Below are 18,629 nucleotides of genomic sequence, written 5' to 3'. Positions count from 1 at the left end.
CACCACCCTCTACCGTACTCTAGTCAGGCAGTTATGGATGCAGTTCCCAGGTTGAGCCCGGGGATTTCACATCCATCTTACCAAACCACCTACGCGCGCTTTACGCCCAGTAATTCCGATTAACGCTTGCACCCTTCGTATTACCGCGGCTGCTGGCACGAAGTTAGCCGGTGCTTATTCTGTTGGTAACGTCAAAACAGCAAGGTATTAACTTACTGCCCTTCCTCCCAACTTAAAGTGCTTTACAATCCGAAGACCTTCTTCACACACGCGGCATGGCTGGATCAGGCTTTCGCCCATTGTCCAATATTCCCCACTGCTGCCTCCCGTAGGAGTCTGGACCGTGTCTCAGTTCCAGTGTGACTGATCATCCTCTCAGACCAGTTACGGATCGTCGCCTTGGTAGGCCTTTACCCCACCAACTAGCTAATCCGACCTAGGCTCATCTGATAGCGCAAGGCCCGAAGGTCCCCTGCTTTCTCCCGTAGGACGTATGCGGTATTAGCGTTCCTTTCGAAACGTTGTCCCCCACTACCAGGCAGATTCCTAGGCATTACTCACCCGTCCGCCGCTGAATCATGGAGCAAGCTCCACTCATCCGCTCGACTTGCATGTGTTAGGCCTGCCGCCAGCGTTCAATCTGAGCCATGATCAAACTCTTCAGTTCAATACTGCTTGGGTTTTGAGAAAACCCTAAACTTGGCTCAGCAATCGCATGCTCTATTTAAAGAGCTAAAACTCTCGAATTCACGAGTGTTACTTGCGTTGCTGATAATCAGTCGATCATCAGTCTTACATCACAAGCACCCACACGAATTGCTTGATTCAACTTGTTAAAGAGCAGTTGGTTAAGGCTTTCGTCTCAACCGAGGCGCGCATTCTACGCTAACCTCTCTTTCCGTCAAGCTTTATTTTTCGAAAATTTCTTTTCTACTCAATCGCTTGTGCTTCGGAGAGTCGCAACCCTCGTCAGCAGCAAGCACAAACTGTGTGCTTACACTAATAGGCAAAGCCCCGAACAGCGAAGCTGACCGGGGCTTTGGGATAGGAGCTTGACGATGACCTACTCTCACATGGAGAAACTCCACACTACCATCGGCGATGCGTCGTTTCACTACTGAGTTCGGGATGGGATCAGGTGGTTCCAACGCTCTATGGTCGTCAAGCAATTCTTTCGGATGCTCGTTGCAGGTGCACACGCTCATCCAGATTCAGGTATGTGACAGGTAATTTGCGGTTCACACGAACTTTCGGTTCGTTACGTCTTCACCGTACAACACGCAAATTGTTTGGGTGTTATATGGTCAAGCCTCACGGGCAATTAGTATCGGTTAGCTCAACGCCTCACAGCGCTTACACACCCGACCTATCAACGTCGTAGTCTTCGACGGCCCTTCAGGGGAATCAAGTTCCCAGTGAGATCTCATCTTGAGGCTAGTTTCCCGCTTAGATGCTTTCAGCGGTTATCTATTCCGAACATAGCTACCCGGCAATGCCACTGGCGTGACAACCGGAACACCAGAGGTTCGTCCACTCCGGTCCTCTCGTACTAGGAGCAGCCCCTCTCAAATCTCAAACGTCCACGGCAGATAGGGACCGAACTGTCTCACGACGTTCTAAACCCAGCTCGCGTACCACTTTAAATGGCGAACAGCCATACCCTTGGGACCGGCTTCAGCCCCAGGATGTGATGAGCCGACATCGAGGTGCCAAACACCGCCGTCGATATGAACTCTTGGGCGGTATCAGCCTGTTATCCCCGGAGTACCTTTTATCCGTTGAGCGATGGCCCTTCCATACAGAACCACCGGATCACTAAGACCTACTTTCGTACCTGCTCGACGTGTCTGTCTCGCAGTCAAGCGCGCTTTTGCCTTTATACTCTACGACCGATTTCCGACCGGTCTGAGCGCACCTTCGTACTCCTCCGTTACTCTTTAGGAGGAGACCGCCCCAGTCAAACTGCCCACCATACACTGTCCTCGATCCGGATAACGGACCAGAGTTAGAACCTCAAGCATGCCAGGGTGGTATTTCAAGGATGGCTCCACGCAGACTGGCGTCCACGCTTCAAAGCCTCCCACCTATCCTACACAAGCAGGCTCAAAGTCCAGTGCAAAGCTACAGTAAAGGTTCACGGGGTCTTTCCGTCTAGCCGCGGATACACTGCATCTTCACAGCGATTTCAATTTCACTGAGTCTCGGGTGGAGACAGCGCCGCCATCGTTACGCCATTCGTGCAGGTCGGAACTTACCCGACAAGGAATTTCGCTACCTTAGGACCGTTATAGTTACGGCCGCCGTTTACCGGGGCTTCGATCAAGAGCTTCGCTTTCGCTAACCCCATCAATTAACCTTCCGGCACCGGGCAGGCGTCACACCCTATACGTCCACTTTCGTGTTTGCAGAGTGCTGTGTTTTTAATAAACAGTCGCAGCGGCCTGGTATCTTCGACCGGCATGGGCTTACGGAGTAAATCCTTAACCCTCGCCGGCGCACCTTCTCCCGAAGTTACGGTGCCATTTTGCCTAGTTCCTTCACCCGAGTTCTCTCAAGCGCCTTGGTATTCTCTACCCAACCACCTGTGTCGGTTTGGGGTACGGTTCCTAGTTACCTGAAGCTTAGAAGCTTTTCCTGGAAGCATGGCATCAACCACTTCATCATCTAAAAGATGACTCGTCATCAGCTCTCGGCATTAAGATCCCGGATTTACCTAAGATCTCTGCCTACCACCTTAAACTTGGACAACCAACGCCAAGCTGGCCTAGCCTTCTCCGTCCCTCCATCGCAGTAACTAGAAGTACAGGAATATTAACCTGTTTCCCATCGACTACGCTCTTCAGCCTCGCCTTAGGGACCGACTAACCCTGCGTCGATTAACGTTGCGCAGGAACCCTTGGTCTTTCGGCGTGGGAGTTTTTCACTCCCATTGTCGTTACTCATGTCAGCATTCGCACTTCTGATACCTCCAGCAAGCTTCTCAACTCACCTTCACAGGCTTACAGAACGCTCCTCTACCGCACATCTTGCGATGCACCCGTAGCTTCGGTGTATGGTTTGAGCCCCGTTACATCTTCCGCGCAGGCCGACTCGACTAGTGAGCTATTACGCTTTCTTTAAAGGGTGGCTGCTTCTAAGCCAACCTCCTAGCTGTCTAAGCCTTCCCACATCGTTTACCACTTAACCATAACTTTGGGACCTTAGCTGACGGTCTGGGTTGTTTCCCTTTTCACGACGGACGTTAGCACCCGCCGTGTGTCTCCCACGCTGACACTTCCAGGTATTCGGAGTTTGCATCGGTTTGGTAAGTCGGGATGACCCCCTAGCCGAAACAGTGCTCTACCCCCTGGAGTGATACGTGAGGCGCTACCTAAATAGCTTTCGAGGAGAACCAGCTATCTCCGAGCTTGATTAGCCTTTCACTCCGATCCACAAGTCATCCCCTACCTTTTCAACGGGAGTGGGTTCGGTCCTCCAGTCAGTGTTACCTAACCTTCAACCTGCTCATGGATAGATCGCCCGGTTTCGGGTCTATACCCAGCGACTAAAACGCCCTATTAAGACTCGCTTTCGCTACGCCTTCCCTATACGGTTAAGCTCGCCACTGAATATAAGTCGCTGACCCATTATACAAAAGGTACGCAGTCACCTAACAAGTAGGCTCCCACTGCTTGTACGCATACGGTTTCAGGTTCTATTTCACTCCCCTCTCCGGGGTTCTTTTCGCCTTTCCCTCACGGTACTGGTTCACTATCGGTCAGTCAGTAGTATTTAGCCTTGGAGGATGGTCCCCCCATATTCAGACAAAGTTTCTCGTGCTCCGTCCTACTCGATTTCACTTCAAAGAACCTTTCACATACGGGGCTATCACCCACTATGGCCGCACTTTCCAGAGCGTTCTGTTAGATTCAAAGAAGCTTAAGGGCTAATCCCCGTTCGCTCGCCACTACTAAGGGAATCTCGGTTGATTTCTTTTCCTCAGGGTACTTAGATGTTTCAGTTCCCCTGGTTCGCCTCTTACACCTATGTATTCAGTGCAAGATACCCGAGTTATCTCGGGTGGGTTTCCCCATTCAGAGATCTCCGGATCAAAGTCTGTTTGCCGACTCCCCGAAGCTTATCGCAGGCTACCACGTCTTTCATCGCCTCTGACTGCCAAGGCATCCACCGTATGCGCTTCTTCACTTGACCATATAACCCCAAGCAATCTGGTTATTGTCTCGAACGTGAAGACGACATTCGCCGAAAATTCGCGCTTGAACTCGCAAATTTTACCTTGACTTGAATAATCACCAGTGAAAGAGATTATTCAGTCTACTTCTATCACATACCCAAATTTTTAAAGAACAGTTCTGGCACAAAGACCAGACATCAATGTTCGTTCAACCTGAACATTCATGTCTGAGCTTTCGACGATTAATGGTGGAGCCAAGGAGGATCGAACTCCTGACCTCCTGCGTGCAAAGCAGGCGCTCTCCCAGCTGAGCTATGGCCCCATCGGATCAGCAGCACACCACAACAATTGGTGGGTCTGGGCAGATTCGAACTGCCGACCTCACCCTTATCAGGGGTGCGCTCTAACCAACTGAGCTACAGACCCAATCGTCTAACCAGTGAATCAAGCAATTCGTGTGGGAGCTTATGAAGAAGCTGAGATCTTCGATTAAGGAGGTGATCCAGCCGCAGGTTCCCCTACGGCTACCTTGTTACGACTTCACCCCAGTCATGAATCACTCCGTGGTAACCGTCCCCCTTGCGGTTAGACTAGCTACTTCTGGAGCAACCCACTCCCATGGTGTGACGGGCGGTGTGTACAAGGCCCGGGAACGTATTCACCGTGACATTCTGATTCACGATTACTAGCGATTCCGACTTCACGCAGTCGAGTTGCAGACTGCGATCCGGACTACGATCGGTTTTATGGGATTAGCTCCACCTCGCGGCTTGGCAACCCTCTGTACCGACCATTGTAGCACGTGTGTAGCCCTGGCCGTAAGGGCCATGATGACTTGACGTCATCCCCACCTTCCTCCGGTTTGTCACCGGCAGTCTCCTTAGAGTGCCCACCATAACGTGCTGGTAACTAAGGACAAGGGTTGCGCTCGTTACGGGACTTAACCCAACATCTCACGACACGAGCTGACGACAGCCATGCAGCACCTGTGTTCCGATTCCCGAAGGCACTCTCGCATCTCTGCAAGATTCCGGACATGTCAAGGCCAGGTAAGGTTCTTCGCGTTGCTTCGAATTAAACCACATGCTCCACCGCTTGTGCGGGCCCCCGTCAATTCATTTGAGTTTTAACCTTGCGGCCGTACTCCCCAGGCGGTCGACTTATCGCGTTAGCTGCGCCACTAAGATCTCAAGGATCCCAACGGCTAGTCGACATCGTTTACGGCGTGGACTACCAGGGTATCTAATCCTGTTTGCTCCCCACGCTTTCGCACCTCAGTGTCAGTATCAGTCCAGGTGGTCGCCTTCGCCACTGGTGTTCCTTCCTATATCTACGCATTTCACCGCTACACAGGAAATTCCACCACCCTCTACCGTACTCTAGTCAGGCAGTTATGGATGCAGTTCCCAGGTTGAGCCCGGGGATTTCACATCCATCTTACCAAACCACCTACGCGCGCTTTACGCCCAGTAATTCCGATTAACGCTTGCACCCTTCGTATTACCGCGGCTGCTGGCACGAAGTTAGCCGGTGCTTATTCTGTTGGTAACGTCAAAACAGCAAGGTATTAACTTACTGCCCTTCCTCCCAACTTAAAGTGCTTTACAATCCGAAGACCTTCTTCACACACGCGGCATGGCTGGATCAGGCTTTCGCCCATTGTCCAATATTCCCCACTGCTGCCTCCCGTAGGAGTCTGGACCGTGTCTCAGTTCCAGTGTGACTGATCATCCTCTCAGACCAGTTACGGATCGTCGCCTTGGTAGGCCTTTACCCCACCAACTAGCTAATCCGACCTAGGCTCATCTGATAGCGCAAGGCCCGAAGGTCCCCTGCTTTCTCCCGTAGGACGTATGCGGTATTAGCGTTCCTTTCGAAACGTTGTCCCCCACTACCAGGCAGATTCCTAGGCATTACTCACCCGTCCGCCGCTGAATCATGGAGCAAGCTCCACTCATCCGCTCGACTTGCATGTGTTAGGCCTGCCGCCAGCGTTCAATCTGAGCCATGATCAAACTCTTCAGTTCAATACTGCTTGGGTTTTGAGAAAACCCTAAACTTGGCTCAGCAATCGCATGCTCTATTTAAAGAGCTAAAACTCTCGAATTCACGAGTGTTACTTGCGTTGCTGATAATCAGTCGATCATCAGTCTTACATCACAAGCACCCACACGAATTGCTTGATTCAACTTGTTAAAGAGCAGTTGGTTAAGGCTTTCGTCTCAACCGAGGCGCGCATTCTACGCTAACCTCATCTTTCGTCAAGCTTTATTTTTCGAAAATTTCTTTTCTACTCAATCGCTTGTGCCTCAGCGAAGGAAACCTTCTCATCAGCGGGAGGCGCATTCTACAGCGATCGAACTCACTGTCAAGCACCTCGGCGATCTTCTTTTCAGCGAGCCACCAAAGCGACTGACGAAAGCGACAAGTGAATCACCTGCCTGACCACCACTCTCAACTTAAGACCTCTGTAAGTACTTGATTTTCAAGTTCTTTCAGCGCTTCGTCGCTGGGAGTGGTGCGCATTATAGGGAGTTTAAATCGGCCGTCAACGACTAATTTAAACTTTCTTCACTCCGCGACCAGGGAGACGCGAGCGAAAGCCTTTTTGCCGGCCTGCAGGACGTGGATAGCACCCACCTTGAAGACGAAGCTGCGATCCACCACCTCGCCGTCTACGCGCACACCGCCGGACGACAGCAGATCGCGCGCAACCGCGGAGTTCTTCACCAGGCCTGCTTTATTAAGGACGGCCCCAATGGGCAGATCCTCGGAAGCCGCTACCTCAACTTCCGGCAAGTCCTCCGGCAGCTCACCCTCTTTCAGGCGATTGCCAGCGGACTTGTGCGCAGAAGCAGCCGCCTCTTCACCATGGAAGCGAGCAACGATCTCTTCCGCCAGCTTGATCTTGATGTCGCGCGGGTTGGCGCCAGCCTCGACATCCATCCGGAAGCCCTCGATCTCATCCATGGAACGGAAGCTGAGCAGCTCGAAGTAGCGCCACATCAAGGTATCGGGAATGGAGACCAGCTTGCTGTACATGACGCCCGGCGCCTCCTGGATACCAATGTAGTTACCCAGGGACTTGGACATCTTCTTCACGCCGTCCAAGCCTTCGAGTAGCGGCATGGTCAGGATGCACTGCGGCTCCTGATCATAGGCGCGCTGGAGCTCGCGCCCCATCAGCAGGTTGAACTTCTGGTCGGTGCCGCCGAGCTCGACGTCCGCACGCAGGGCCACCGAGTCGTACCCCTGAACCAGTGGGTAGAGGAACTCATGAATGGCGATGGACTGATTACTGGCATAGCGTTTGCTGAAATCATCGCGTTCCAGCATGCGAGCAACGGTGTACTGGGAAGCCAGACGAATGAAATCAGCGGGGGAAAGCTGGTCCATCCAGGTGGAATTGAAGGCCACTTCGGTCTTCGCCGGATCGAGAATCTTGAAGACCTGGGCCTTGTACGTCTCGGCGTTCTCGAGAACCTGCTCGCGAGTGAGGGGTGGGCGGGTAACACTTTTCCCACTGGGGTCACCGATCATCCCAGTGAAGTCACCGATCAGGAAGATCACCTGATGGCCCAGATCCTGGAACTGGCGCAGCTTATTAATAAGGACGGTATGACCCAGATGCAGGTCGGGGGCGGTCGGGTCGAAGCCGGCCTTGATACGCAGGGGCTGGCCACGCTTGAGCTTTTCGATCAGCTCGGCCTCCACGAGAATTTCGTCTGCTCCGCGCTGGATCAGCGCCAGCTGCTCTTCGACCGACTTCATTGCAGGTTCCTGTACGTTGCGAATTGCGAAAGGGAACCAACGATACAAGAACAGGCACTAAAAACAAGTTTTGCCCAGCGCCAGAAGACAGGACGTCAGAAGCCCGACATCAGGGTTGCCTCAGAGGGAATTTGGTTATATTTTAGGCAGTTATTTCACATTCCAAAAACACCACTCACGCCATGACGCAATCCGATCAGAAAGCGCCGTACTATCCGAAGAGCCATCTGCTGGCCGCAAGCGGTGTAGCAGCGCTCCTCAGCCTGGCTCTGCTGGTGTTCCCCTCGGCCGAGGTCGAGGCGAAGAAGACCTCGCTCAATCTCGAGCTGGAAAGCGGTACCGAGCAAATCCTCCAGGAAAAAGACGATCTTCGACCCAATGCGGTCACGGAAGACGACGGCTCTTCGCCTTTTGCACAGATCGAAGGCCAGCCGAACAACCAGAACAGCGCCGGAAAAGACGCGGAAAAGAAGAACGATCTCGCCGATTCGAACCAGCCCCCCTCCCCCACCGCTTCCGCAGACCCCGCGTGGAAAAGCGTGACCGTGGGCAAGGGCGACACCCTTTCCACCGTGTTCGCGAAGGCCGGCCTGCCGGCGAACGTCGTGCACGACATGCTTGCCGCCAACAAGGACGCCAAGCAGTTCACCCGTCTTGATATCGGCCAGGACGTGGATTTCCTCATTGACACCAAGGGCGAACTGCAGGGCCTGAAGGTCAAGCGCAGCGACCTGGAGACCATCAGCCTGAACAAGTCCGCCAAGGGCTATGACTTCAAGCGCGACCTGGTCAAACCCTCGGTGCACTCCAACTATGCCCATGGCCGCATCGACAGCTCGTTGTTCGTCGCAGGAAAGAATGCGGGCCTGTCTCATGACCTGATCATGTCGATGGCCAACATCCTCGGCTACGACATCGACTTCGCTCAGGATATTCGCGAAGGCGACGAATTCGACGTGATCTACGAGTCGCAGCAGGTGAAAGGCAAACAGGTCGGCACTGGCAGCATCCTCGCGGTGCGCTTCGTCAACCGCGGGAAGGAATACACCGCGGTGCGCTACACCAGCAAACAGGGCAGCACCAGCTACCTGCGCGCCGATGGCAGCAGCATGCGCAAAGCATTCATCCGCACTCCGGTCGACTTCGCCCGCATCAGCTCGCGCTTCTCCATCGGGCGTTTCCACCCGATCCTGAACAAGATTCGTGCACACAAGGGCGTGGACTACGCAGCGCCGATCGGCACGCCGATCAAGGCCACCGGCGACGGCAAGATCCTCGAGGCCGGTCGCAAGGGTGGCTACGGCAACGCCGTGGTGATCCAGCACGGCCAGCGCTACCGCACCGTCTACGGCCACATGAGCCGCTTCGCCAAGGGCATCCGCTCGGGCGTCGCCGTGAAACAGGGCCAGATCATCGGCTACGTCGGCATGACCGGCCTCGCCACCGGACCGCACCTGCACTACGAGTTCCAGGTCAACGGCCAGCACGTCGACCCGCTGAGCGCCAAACTGCCGACCGCCGATCCACTGACCGGTCCGGAGCGCAAGCGCTTCATGGCGCAGGCGCAACCGCTGATCGCGCGGATGGACCAGGAGAAGGCAACCTTCCTGGCCCTGAACAAGCGCTGAGCCATGCCGCTCTATCTGGGGGTGATGTCCGGTACCAGTCTCGACGGACTGGACATCGCCCTGATCGAGCAAGGCGAGCAGACCACTCTGCTCGCCTCCCACTACCTCCCCATGCCAGCAGCGCTGCGCGCCGACCTCCTGGCACTCTGCTCCTCCGGCCCTGACGAGATAGCCCGCTCCGCCCTCGCTGAGAACAGCTGGGTGCGCCTGGCGGCCCAGGGCATCAATGAACTCCTTGCTCGCGAAACGTTGAGCGCCAGCGCGATTCGCGCCATCGGCAGTCACGGCCAGACCATTCGCCACGAACCGCATCTGGGCTTCACGGTGCAGATCGGTAACCCGGCCCTGCTCGCCGAGTTGACCGGTATCGACGTGGTGGCCGACTTCCGCCGCCGCGATGTTGCCGCCGGCGGCCAGGGTGCACCGCTGGTACCCGCCTTCCACCAGGCGCTGTTCGGTAGCGATGGCCGCGAGTGCGCGATCCTCAACGTTGGCGGCTTCAGCAACGTCTCGCTGCTGAGCCCCGGCAAGCCGGTTCGCGGCTTCGATTGCGGCCCTGGCAATGTCCTGCTGGATGCCTGGATTCAGCAACAACGTGACGAAGCCTATGACCGCGACGGCGCCTGGGCTGCCAGCGGCAGCATCGATAACGCACTCCTGCGAAGGATGCTGGCCGACGACTTCTTCGCTGCCAAAGGCCCGAAGAGCACCGGGCGCGAGCGCTTCAACCTGAACTGGCTGAACGCGATTCTGGCCGATCACGGGCCGGCAAAGGCCGAGGATGTGCAGGCAACCTTGCTGGAACTGACCGCACAAAGCATCGCGACAGCGCTGCTGGATGCGCAGCCGGGCTGCGAGGAGGTGGTGGTTTGCGGTGGCGGTGCCTTCAACGCGACACTGATGCTGCGCCTGGCTGCGCACATGCCTGGCGCCAGCGTGATCAGCAGTATCGACCGCGGTGTACCGCCGGAATGGATGGAAGCCATGGCCTTCGCCTGGCTGGCTCATCGCTTCCTCGAACGCGAGCCCGGCAACTGCCCGGAGGTCACCGCTGCACAGGGGCCGCGCATCCTTGGCGCGCTTTACCCCGCCTGAGCCCTCACAAACAAAAACGCCGCGCATTTGCGGCGTTTTTGCTTCTACGGCATCAGATCGAGAAGGACTGACCGCAGCCGCAGGTGGTCGCTGCGTTCGGGTTCTTGATAACGAACCGCGAACCTTCGAGGCCTTCCTGATAGTCCACTTCCGCACCGGCGAGGTACTGGAAGCTCATCGGATCGACCACGAGGTTGACGCCGTCACGCTCGACGATGGTGTCGTCGTCCGCGGTGTCTTCATCGAAGGTGAAGCCGTACTGGAAGCCCGAACAGCCACCGCCCGTGACGAATACCCGCAGCTTGAGGCGCGGATTGCCTTCTTCGTCGATCAGGTTCTTCACCTTGTTCGCAGCGCCTTGCGAGAACATCAGCGGAGTGGGGGTGAAGGTTTCGATGGTCATGATGAAAACTCTCCCGGCCGAAGCCGTACGTTACAACATTGCGGACTATTATCCGCTTACCCCAGAAAAACGGTCAACTAATCCGACTCATCCATTGGTCCAGATCAATGGGCCGTTTTCCGAGGCAATCGTTCCTTACGGCAACAGCGCGACGTTCGACAGGCCCAGGTGCTCATCCAGGCCGAACAGGATGTTCATGTTCTGGATCGCCTGGCCGGACGCGCCCTTCACCAGGTTGTCGATGACCGACAGGATCACCACCAGGTCGCCGCCCTGCGGACGGTGCACCGCGATTCGGCAGACGTTGGCGCCACGCACGCTGCGGGTCTCCGGATGGCTGCCAGCCGGCATCACATCGACGAACGGCTCGTTGGCGTAACGCTCTTCATACAGCTTCTGCAGATCGACGCCACGATCGGCAACGCGCGCATAGAGGGTCGCATGAATCCCACGGATCATCGGGGTCAGGTGCGGTACGAAGGTCAGACCGACATCACCCTTGGCCGCACGGCGCAGGCCCTGGCTGATTTCCGGCAGGTGACGGTGACCTTTCACCGAGTAAGCCATCATGCTCTCGCCGGCTTCGCAGAACAGCGAACCGACCTTGGCGCCACGGCCGGCACCGCTGACGCCGGACTTGCAGTCGGCGATCAGTTGGCTGGCATCGGCCAGGCCATTCTCCAGCAGCGGGATGAGGCCGAGCTGGGTAGCGGTCGGGTAGCAACCGGGAACGGCGATCAGACGTGCGGACTTGATGGCCTCACGGTTCACTTCAGGCAGACCGTAAACCGCCTCGGGCAGCAGCTCCGGCGCGCCATGGGGCTGGCCGTACCACTTGGCCCACTCCTCGGCATCCTGCAGACGGAAGTCCGCGGACAGGTCGATCACCCGGGTACCGGTCGCCAGCAGTTCGCCGGCTAGCGCGTGGGCCACGCCGTGCGGGGTGGCGAAGAACACCACGTCGCACTCGCCCAGACGCTTCACGTCCGGCACGCTGAAGGCCAGGCCGTCGTAGTGGCCTCGCAGGTTCGGGTACATGTCGGCGACTTTCACGCCTTCCTCGGAGCGCGAGGTGATCACCTCGACGCGTGCCTGGGGATGCTGTGCCAGCAGGCGCAGCAGTTCCACGCCCGTGTAACCCGTACCGCCTACGATGCCAACCTTGATCATCTGCCTGTCACTCCACCTATGGGGCCAAATTCAGGGGCAGCCATGATATGAGCCGCTGCCCCTGCTGAACAGAGTGAAAGTGTGCGGGTTCAGGGCCCTTTGGTCGGCGCGAGGGTTTCCTGCATCTGACGGGCGAGCGCGTGATAGATCGGCAGCGGGTTCAGGCGCGCCGAGACTCCACTGGCCAATAGCGTGGCTGCGAGGATCGGGATCAGCATGTCCGGACTATGGGACATCTCGACCGTGATCACCGTGGAGGTGAGCGGTGTGCGCGTCACGCCAGCGAGATACGCGGACATCCCCAGCAGCGCGACCGCCGGCAGGGTTGCGCCAGGAATCAGCGGCGTAAGCCAGGGGGCCAGGCTGGCACCGACCGTCAGCGAGGGCGAGAACAGGCCACCCGGGATGCCGGCGATGAAGGAGATCACGTTGGCGATGAACTTCCACAGGAGGAAGTCATGCTCAACCAACGGCTGCCCTTCAAGGATCGAGCGGGTCTCGGCATAACCGGTGCCGAACACGTGCTGCCCGGACAGCAGACCGAGCAGCGCGAGCACCAGCCCACAGACGGCGGCAAAGCGTATCGGCCAGCGTCCACGCCAACGACTGATGAACCTCAGAGGTCCCCGCTGCGTCGGCAGCACCAGACGGCAATAGAGACCGCCGAGCAGACCGCCGAGCACCCCGCAAGCCACCACGGCGATCCACGCCGGCCCCAGCGGCATGCTTTCCGAAAGCCGGCCGAAATAGCTGTAGCTGCCCATCAGGCCGAGCGTGACCATCCCGCCCAGAAGGACGGCGGTCAACACCAGCCCGCTGAAACGCTGCTCGAAGGTGCGGCTCAGTTCCTCGATGGCGAAAACCACCCCGCCCAGCGGCGTATTGAAGGCCGCCGCAATGCCCGCCGCGCCACCCGCAACGATCAGGCCGGACACCGTGCGCTTGTCATAGAGACCCAGGCGACGGCCGAACGAGTACATCAGCGCCGCGCCGATGTGCACTGTCGGCCCCTCACGGCCGGCCGAGGCTCCCACCAGCAGCGCCATCAGCGTCATCGCCAGTTTGCCCACGGCGATTCGCACCGACAGCAAGGCATTGCGCGTACGGCTGCTGCGCTGCTCCAGCGCCACGATGACTTGCGGAATGCCACTGCCACGGGTGTTCTTCAGCGCGCCCTGAGTCAGCCAGACCAGGCTGGCAAATCCCAGCGGACAAATGAGCCAGGGCCACCACGGACTGTGTGCGACCACGCCGCGGAAGGTCGCACTGGCGAGATCCGCCAGATGAGCGAAAGCCAGTGCCACCAGGCCCACCAGCAGGGCGCCAACCCAGAACGCCAGGTTGCGCCGCCATTGGCGCAGCAACGGATGCCGCGCCAGCGTACGTTTGGGAATCGGCCGCTCAGCAACGTCGCGTGGCGGCTGAGCAGGCGTCTCGGGAATATCGGCTTCAGACATTGGCGAGCGGCCGGGCATCTTCCGGATGCCATGCGGCGTACGCGGCAAAGCGCCACGGACGGAACAAAGGATGTCGCCCCCAGTGTAATAGACCCGGGGATGACGCCATTGCACGGCGCCACTACTATCGGCTCAACCGTGATCCGAGGAAGTCCCGATGCTTTACCTGTGGTTGAAAGCCTTTCATATCGTTGCCGTGGTCTGCTGGTTCGCCGGCCTCTTCTATCTCCCGCGCCTGTTCGTCTACCACGCCATGAGCGAGGACGCCGCCAGCCGCGAACGTTTCTGCGTCATGGAGCGCAAGCTGTACCGCGGCATCATGGGTCCGTCGATGATCCTCACCATCGTCCTCGGCGCCTGGATGCTCTACCTCAACCCGGCCTGGCTGACCCAGGGCTGGATGCACGCCAAGCTGACCCTGGTGGTCCTGCTGATCGGCTACCACCACGCCTGCGGTGCCATGCTCAAGCGCTTCGCCCGTGGCGAGAACGGTCGCAGCCATGTGTTCTACCGCTGGTTCAACGAAGTGCCGGTCCTGTTCCTGATCGCCATCGTGATCCTGGTGGTCGTCAAACCCTTCTGATCCCGACAAGGAGACTGTCATGTCCCTGCCCGCCCTGCTCGACCGCCGCCTGCGTATTCCCCTGGTGGCGGCACCGATGTTCCTGGTCTCCAACCCGCAACTGGTACTGGCCTGCTGCAAGAGTGGCATCGTCGGCAGCTTCCCCGCGCTGAACCAGCGCGAGAGCAGTGGCTTCAAGGCCTGGTTGGAGGAAATCGAAGTCGGGCTGGCAGCCGATCCACAGGCCGCGCCCTATGCAGTCAACCTGATCGTCCACACTACCAATCCTCGCCTGCAGGCCGACCTGAAGCTCTGCGTCGAGCACAAGGTACCCATTGTCATCACCAGCCTCGGCGCGGTGCGTGAAGTAGTAGACGCCGTGCACAGCTACGGTGGCCTGGTGTTCCACGACGTCACCACCCGCCGTCACGCCGAGAAGGCCGCGGAAGCCGGTGTCGATGGCCTGATCGCCGTGGCTGCCGGCGCCGGCGGCCATGCCGGTACCTGGAGCCCCTTCGCGCTGGTCGCCGAGATCCGTCAGTTCTTCCACAAGACCCTGCTGCTGGCCGGCTGCATCAATCACGGGCACGAGATTCTCGCCGCCCAGGTGCTCGGCGCCGACCTCGCCTACCTCGGCACTCGCTTCATCGCCACACGCGAGAGCGCCGCCTCCGAGGACTACAAGCACATGCTGCTCGATGCCCGCGCCGCCGATATCATCCACACGCCCGCTGTCTCCGGTGTGCCGGCCAGTTTCATGCGCCAGAGCCTGGAGGCCGCCGGCTTCGACATGCAGCGGCTGAACGACAAAGGCTCGCTCAACTATGGCGAGAAGCTCAAGCCGGTGAGCGACGAAGCCAAGGCCTGGAAGACCGTCTGGTCCGCCGGCCAGGGGGTCGGCGACATCCGCGACCTGCCAAGCGTGGGCGAGCTGATCGCCCGACTCGACCATGAGTACCGCCAGGCCCTGACCCGCAGCGCAGGGCTATCCAACCAACTGCTGGTCTGAGCTGCGGCACCGCTCACGATATATCCGCCAGGGCCGCTTGTTGGCCCTCGGCGGCCCGATTACGCTGTAGCGATTCCAACATAGCCAGAAGACAAGGATGCCCCGATGGACCAATCCCGCTTCAAGATCGTGTTCGACGGCGCGCTGATGCCGCAGACCCCGCTGGAAACAGCCAAGGAAAACCTCGCCCGCCTGTTCAAGAGCGACGCCTCCAAGATTGAAGCACTGTTCAGCGGCCAGCCGGTGGTGCTCAAGCGCGACCTATCCGACGACGAAGCTGAGAAGTATCTCCGCGCCCTCCATGGTGCCGGCGCCAATGCCCGCAAGGAAGCCGATGGCATTGCCGGCCTGAGCCTGGTGGAAACCGACGACCATCCCAGCGAAGCGACTCTGGCCGCTCGCGCGGCCGGGGAAACAACCAGCACGGGCACCATGACCTGTCCCAAGTGCGGGCATGAGCAGGCCACTGCCATCGAGTGCAGCGCCTGCGGCATCGTCATCGAGAAATACCTGGCCCGCCAGGCGGAAATGGCAGCCGCCGCGCCGGCCGCAGCAGCCAGCTCGGGCACCACCTCCTCGCCGTACGCACCGCCCCAGGCCAAGGTCGGCGACGACCTGCCGGAATTCGGCGAGCTGAAGGTTCGCAGCCTGTCCGGCCGGATCGGTCGGGTGCGCTATCTCGGCTGGTCTGCCGCCCTGTCCTTCATCGTCTTCGGCGCCTACCTGGTCGCCAGCCTGCTGATGGCCGTGTCGATCCCTCTGGGCGTGGCTGCCATCGCCATCGTGGTCATTGCCGCGATGGTCTTCAGCGTGCCTATTGGCGTACAGCGCCTGCATGACCTGGGCTGGTCCGGATGGCTCTGGCTCGCCCTGATCGTGCCGTTCGTCAACGTGGTGCTCAGCCTGCTGATGCTGTTCATGCCCGGTGAGCAGACCGCCAACCGCTTCGGCCCGCCGCCGCCGCCCAACAGCACCGGCGTCAAGGTCCTGGCCTTCTCCTGGCTGCTGTTCCCGGTGTTTGGCGGTATTCTCGCGGCCATCGCGATCCCGGCCTACCAGAGCTATGTCGAACGCGCACAGGCAGCCCAGGCCTCGCAACACCAGCAAGGTGATGAAGCGGCCGATCCGGCAGCGACCGCGGAGCCTTCCGACGGCGACTTCAGCAGTGGTGACACCGAAGGCGGCGACTCGGATCAGTAATGCAACAACCCGTGGCGGGCGTGGTCGAACGCCACCTCGCCACCGAGACTCCTGAATGCCTCGTTTTGCCCTCATCACCGGCGCTTCCAGCGGTATTGGCCTGGCCCTGGCCGAAGCCCTCGCCCGCCGCGGCCAGGCACTGATCCTGGTAGCGCGCCAGCGCGACGCGCTGGACAGCATCGCCTGCGAACTGTCGCAACGCTTCGGCGTGGAGGTGCTGTTCCGTGTCTGCGACCTGTCCGAGCCGCTGCAGATATCCGGACTGCTGCACGAGCTGGAGCAAAGCGGACGGCAGATCGAGCTGCTGGTCAACAATGCCGGCGTCGGGACCTCCGGGGCCTTCATCGACCAGGACTGGTCCCGCGAACAGGAACTGCTGGAGCTCAATGTGCTGGCCCTGGCGCGCCTGTGCCATGGCATCGGCGCCATGATGGAGCGCACGGGTGGCGGGCGAATACTCAACGTCGCCTCCATGGCCAGCCTGCTGCCCGGCCCCTGGATGAGCAGCTACTTCGCCAGCAAGGCATTCGTGCTGCACTTCTCCGAAGGGCTGCGTGAGGAACTCAAGAGCCGCGGCATCAAGGTTTCCGTGCTGTGCCCCGGACCGACGCGCACGGCCTTCTACCGCAACGCCCACCTGCACCTGGGCAAGCTGGACAACGGCAAGCGCGTCATGTCCGCCGAGGAAGTCGCCTTCCTGGCCGTGAAAGCCCTGCGCCGCGCGCCGGCGCTGATCATTCCCGGCTGGCGCAACCGCCTCTTTGCCTGCGGCGTACGCCTGCTACCGCGCTGGGTCATGCGCAAGCTGGCCGGCCGCATCAATCGCCTCGCACTGGCCGGCTGACCCCACCACTGGGCGCCGCCTCGCGCCGGGCGCTAAACTCCCGCACCTACGCACAGGCTGGAGGAACGTTTCGTGGACTGTCTGTTCTGCAAGATCGTCGCCGGGGACATCCCCGCGAAGAAGCTCTATGAAGATGACCAGGTCGTCGCCTTCCATGACATCGGGCCGCAGGCGCCGGTGCATTTCCTGGTGATCCCGAAGACGCACATCTCCACCCTCAACGACCTGACCGAGGCGGACAAGCCGCTGGCCGGGCATATCCTCTTCACCGCCCAGCGCCTGGCGAAGGAGCAGGGCTGCGACGAGGGCTTCCGCGTGGTGATGAACTGCAACGACCTGGGTGGCCAGACCGTGCACCACATCCACATGCACGTGCTGGGTCAGCGCCAGATGCATTGGCCGCCGGGCTGATCTGCCAGCCGGGCGAAGACGCTGCGCGCACCTCGGCAAGACCTGTCATCCGCCATCCGGTAAACTGCCGGGCGAATGTTCCTTATCGGAGGTGCGCCATGTCCGCCGACCGTCACTACTCTCCCGCTGATCGCTTCCTGCTGCAGGCCGATGCCGCGCTGCGCACCCTGCTGCCCTTCAGCGGTCATCCGGGACGCCCGTCCCCCGCCATCGTCCAGCCCGACGCCGAGCTCAGCGACACTGACGCCCGCCATGTGGCCGGCCTGATGCGTATCAACCACACCGGCGAGGTCTGCGCCCAGGCGCTGTACCAGGGCCAGGCGCTGACCGCCAAGCTGCCGACCGTACGCAAGGCCATGGAAGAAGCCGCCGACGAGGAAGTCGACCACCTCGCCTGGTGCGAACAGCGGATCCGCGAACTGGGCAGTCGCCCGAGCGTGCTGAACCCGATCTTCTATGGCCTGTCCTTCGGCGTCGGGGCCGCTGCCGGGCTGATCAGCGACCGCGTCAGCCTGGGCTTCGTCGCCGCCACCGAGGATCAGGTGTGCAAGCACCTGGACGAGCACCTGGCGGAGATCCCCGCCGAGGACCAGAAGTCCCGCGCCATCCTCGAGCAGATGCGCGAAGACGAGGAGCACCACGCCACCAGCGCCATCGAGGCCGGCGGCCTGCGCTTCCCGGCGCCGGTGAAGTTCGGCATGACGCTGCTGTCCAAGGTGATGACCAAGTCCACCTACCGGATCTGATCCGGCCGACAAAAAAGGGGCGCCCAGTGGGCGCCCTTTTTCGTTTCTTCTATCGAGCGTTACGAGCGCAGGAGAGACAAGGCGAAAAGTCAGGATGAAAGTGGAATTTGCTGCAGCAAATGAGCATTTCAGCCTGACTTTTCAACGCCGTATCACCCA

The 18,629-nt window shown here is 59.4% G+C and carries 12 protein-coding genes, 2 tRNA genes and 4 rRNA genes (1 of these 18 only partly in view); 8 read left to right on the top strand and 10 right to left on the bottom strand.

Features of this window, described 5'->3' with window-relative positions:
• The 7 genes from AC1ZV1_RS03130 to tyrS form a co-directional block, all read right to left on the bottom strand.
• A 16S ribosomal RNA gene (locus AC1ZV1_RS03130) occupies window positions 1-667 on the bottom strand (it extends 870 nt beyond the left edge of the window).
• Between the two features lie 383 nt (window positions 668-1,050).
• Window positions 1,051-1,166, bottom strand: a 5S ribosomal RNA gene (rrf, locus tag AC1ZV1_RS03125).
• A 134-nt stretch (window positions 1,167-1,300) separates the two neighbouring features.
• Window positions 1,301-4,191 (bottom strand): 23S ribosomal RNA (locus tag AC1ZV1_RS03120).
• A 229-nt stretch (window positions 4,192-4,420) separates the two neighbouring features.
• Window positions 4,421-4,496: transfer RNA gene (locus AC1ZV1_RS03115), tRNA-Ala, on the bottom strand.
• A 27-nt stretch (window positions 4,497-4,523) separates the two neighbouring features.
• A tRNA-Ile gene (locus AC1ZV1_RS03110) sits at window positions 4,524-4,600 on the bottom strand.
• Window positions 4,601-4,664: 64 nt separating this feature from the next.
• Window positions 4,665-6,201 (bottom strand): 16S ribosomal RNA (locus tag AC1ZV1_RS03105).
• The 16S, 23S and 5S rRNA genes sit together here with 2 tRNA genes alongside, the layout of an rRNA operon.
• Before the next feature lie 544 nt (window positions 6,202-6,745).
• Window positions 6,746-7,945, bottom strand: coding sequence for a tyrosine--tRNA ligase (gene tyrS, locus AC1ZV1_RS03100; RefSeq protein ID WP_484295492.1), 1,200 nt, complete (start codon window positions 7,943-7,945; stop codon window positions 6,746-6,748).
• A 182-nt stretch (window positions 7,946-8,127) separates the two neighbouring features.
• On the opposite strand from tyrS, the gene AC1ZV1_RS03095 reads away from it, so the two are divergent.
• Together AC1ZV1_RS03095 and AC1ZV1_RS03090 are read left to right on the top strand one after the other, a co-directional pair.
• The gene (locus AC1ZV1_RS03095; protein WP_484295491.1) at window positions 8,128-9,573 is read left to right on the top strand and encodes a peptidoglycan DD-metalloendopeptidase family protein; all 1,446 of its coding nucleotides are present in this window, start codon (window positions 8,128-8,130) and stop codon (window positions 9,571-9,573) included.
• 3 nt (window positions 9,574-9,576) lie between these two features.
• A complete protein-coding gene (locus AC1ZV1_RS03090; protein ID WP_484295490.1) occupies window positions 9,577-10,668 on the top strand; it encodes an anhydro-N-acetylmuramic acid kinase in 1,092 nt (363 codons plus the stop codon).
• Between the two features lie 52 nt (window positions 10,669-10,720).
• Here AC1ZV1_RS03090 and erpA read toward each other — a convergent pair whose 3' ends face one another.
• The 3 genes from erpA to AC1ZV1_RS03075 form a co-directional block, all read right to left on the bottom strand.
• Window positions 10,721-11,071: an iron-sulfur cluster insertion protein ErpA gene (gene erpA / locus AC1ZV1_RS03085; protein WP_045212604.1), complete on the bottom strand. Its 351-nt coding sequence runs from the start codon at window positions 11,069-11,071 to the stop codon at window positions 10,721-10,723.
• A gap of 135 nt (window positions 11,072-11,206) precedes the next feature.
• Entirely contained in the window at window positions 11,207-12,241 is a 1,035-nt protein-coding gene (gene argC, locus AC1ZV1_RS03080) for an N-acetyl-gamma-glutamyl-phosphate reductase (protein WP_484295489.1), read from the bottom strand.
• A gap of 89 nt (window positions 12,242-12,330) precedes the next feature.
• Window positions 12,331-13,698, bottom strand: coding sequence for a chloride channel protein (locus AC1ZV1_RS03075; protein WP_484295488.1), 1,368 nt, complete (start codon window positions 13,696-13,698; stop codon window positions 12,331-12,333).
• A gap of 157 nt (window positions 13,699-13,855) precedes the next feature.
• Here AC1ZV1_RS03075 and hemJ point away from each other — a divergent pair, with 157 nt between their 5' ends.
• The 6 genes from hemJ to coq7 all read left to right on the top strand — a co-directional run bounded on the left by hemJ (window position 13,856) and on the right by coq7 (window position 18,470).
• Window positions 13,856-14,281: a protoporphyrinogen oxidase HemJ gene (gene hemJ, locus AC1ZV1_RS03070; RefSeq protein WP_416782459.1), complete on the top strand. Its 426-nt coding sequence runs from the start codon at window positions 13,856-13,858 to the stop codon at window positions 14,279-14,281.
• A 19-nt stretch (window positions 14,282-14,300) separates the two neighbouring features.
• The gene (locus AC1ZV1_RS03065) at window positions 14,301-15,269 is read left to right on the top strand and encodes an NAD(P)H-dependent flavin oxidoreductase (RefSeq protein WP_484295487.1); all 969 of its coding nucleotides are present in this window, start codon (window positions 14,301-14,303) and stop codon (window positions 15,267-15,269) included.
• A 105-nt stretch (window positions 15,270-15,374) separates the two neighbouring features.
• Window positions 15,375-16,469, top strand: coding sequence for a DUF805 domain-containing protein (locus tag AC1ZV1_RS03060; protein WP_484295486.1), 1,095 nt, complete (start codon window positions 15,375-15,377; stop codon window positions 16,467-16,469).
• 55 nt (window positions 16,470-16,524) lie between these two features.
• Window positions 16,525-17,313 carry an SDR family NAD(P)-dependent oxidoreductase gene (locus AC1ZV1_RS03055; RefSeq protein WP_484295485.1) on the top strand — a complete coding sequence of 263 codons (789 nt, stop codon included), beginning with the start codon at window positions 16,525-16,527 and terminating at the stop codon, window positions 17,311-17,313.
• 72 nt (window positions 17,314-17,385) lie between these two features.
• Complete coding sequence (locus AC1ZV1_RS03050; RefSeq protein WP_484295484.1) at window positions 17,386-17,724, top strand: histidine triad nucleotide-binding protein; 339 nt, start codon at window positions 17,386-17,388, stop codon at window positions 17,722-17,724.
• A gap of 98 nt (window positions 17,725-17,822) precedes the next feature.
• Complete coding sequence (gene coq7, locus AC1ZV1_RS03045; RefSeq protein ID WP_484295483.1) at window positions 17,823-18,470, top strand: 2-polyprenyl-3-methyl-6-methoxy-1,4-benzoquinone monooxygenase; 648 nt, start codon at window positions 17,823-17,825, stop codon at window positions 18,468-18,470.
• Window positions 18,471-18,629: the final 159 nt, after the last annotated feature.

The organism is Pseudomonas sp. BB438 (assembly GCF_057180225.1).
The sequence above is the reverse complement of the archived record's forward strand: the minus strand, read 5'-3'. Positions and strand labels throughout refer to the sequence as shown.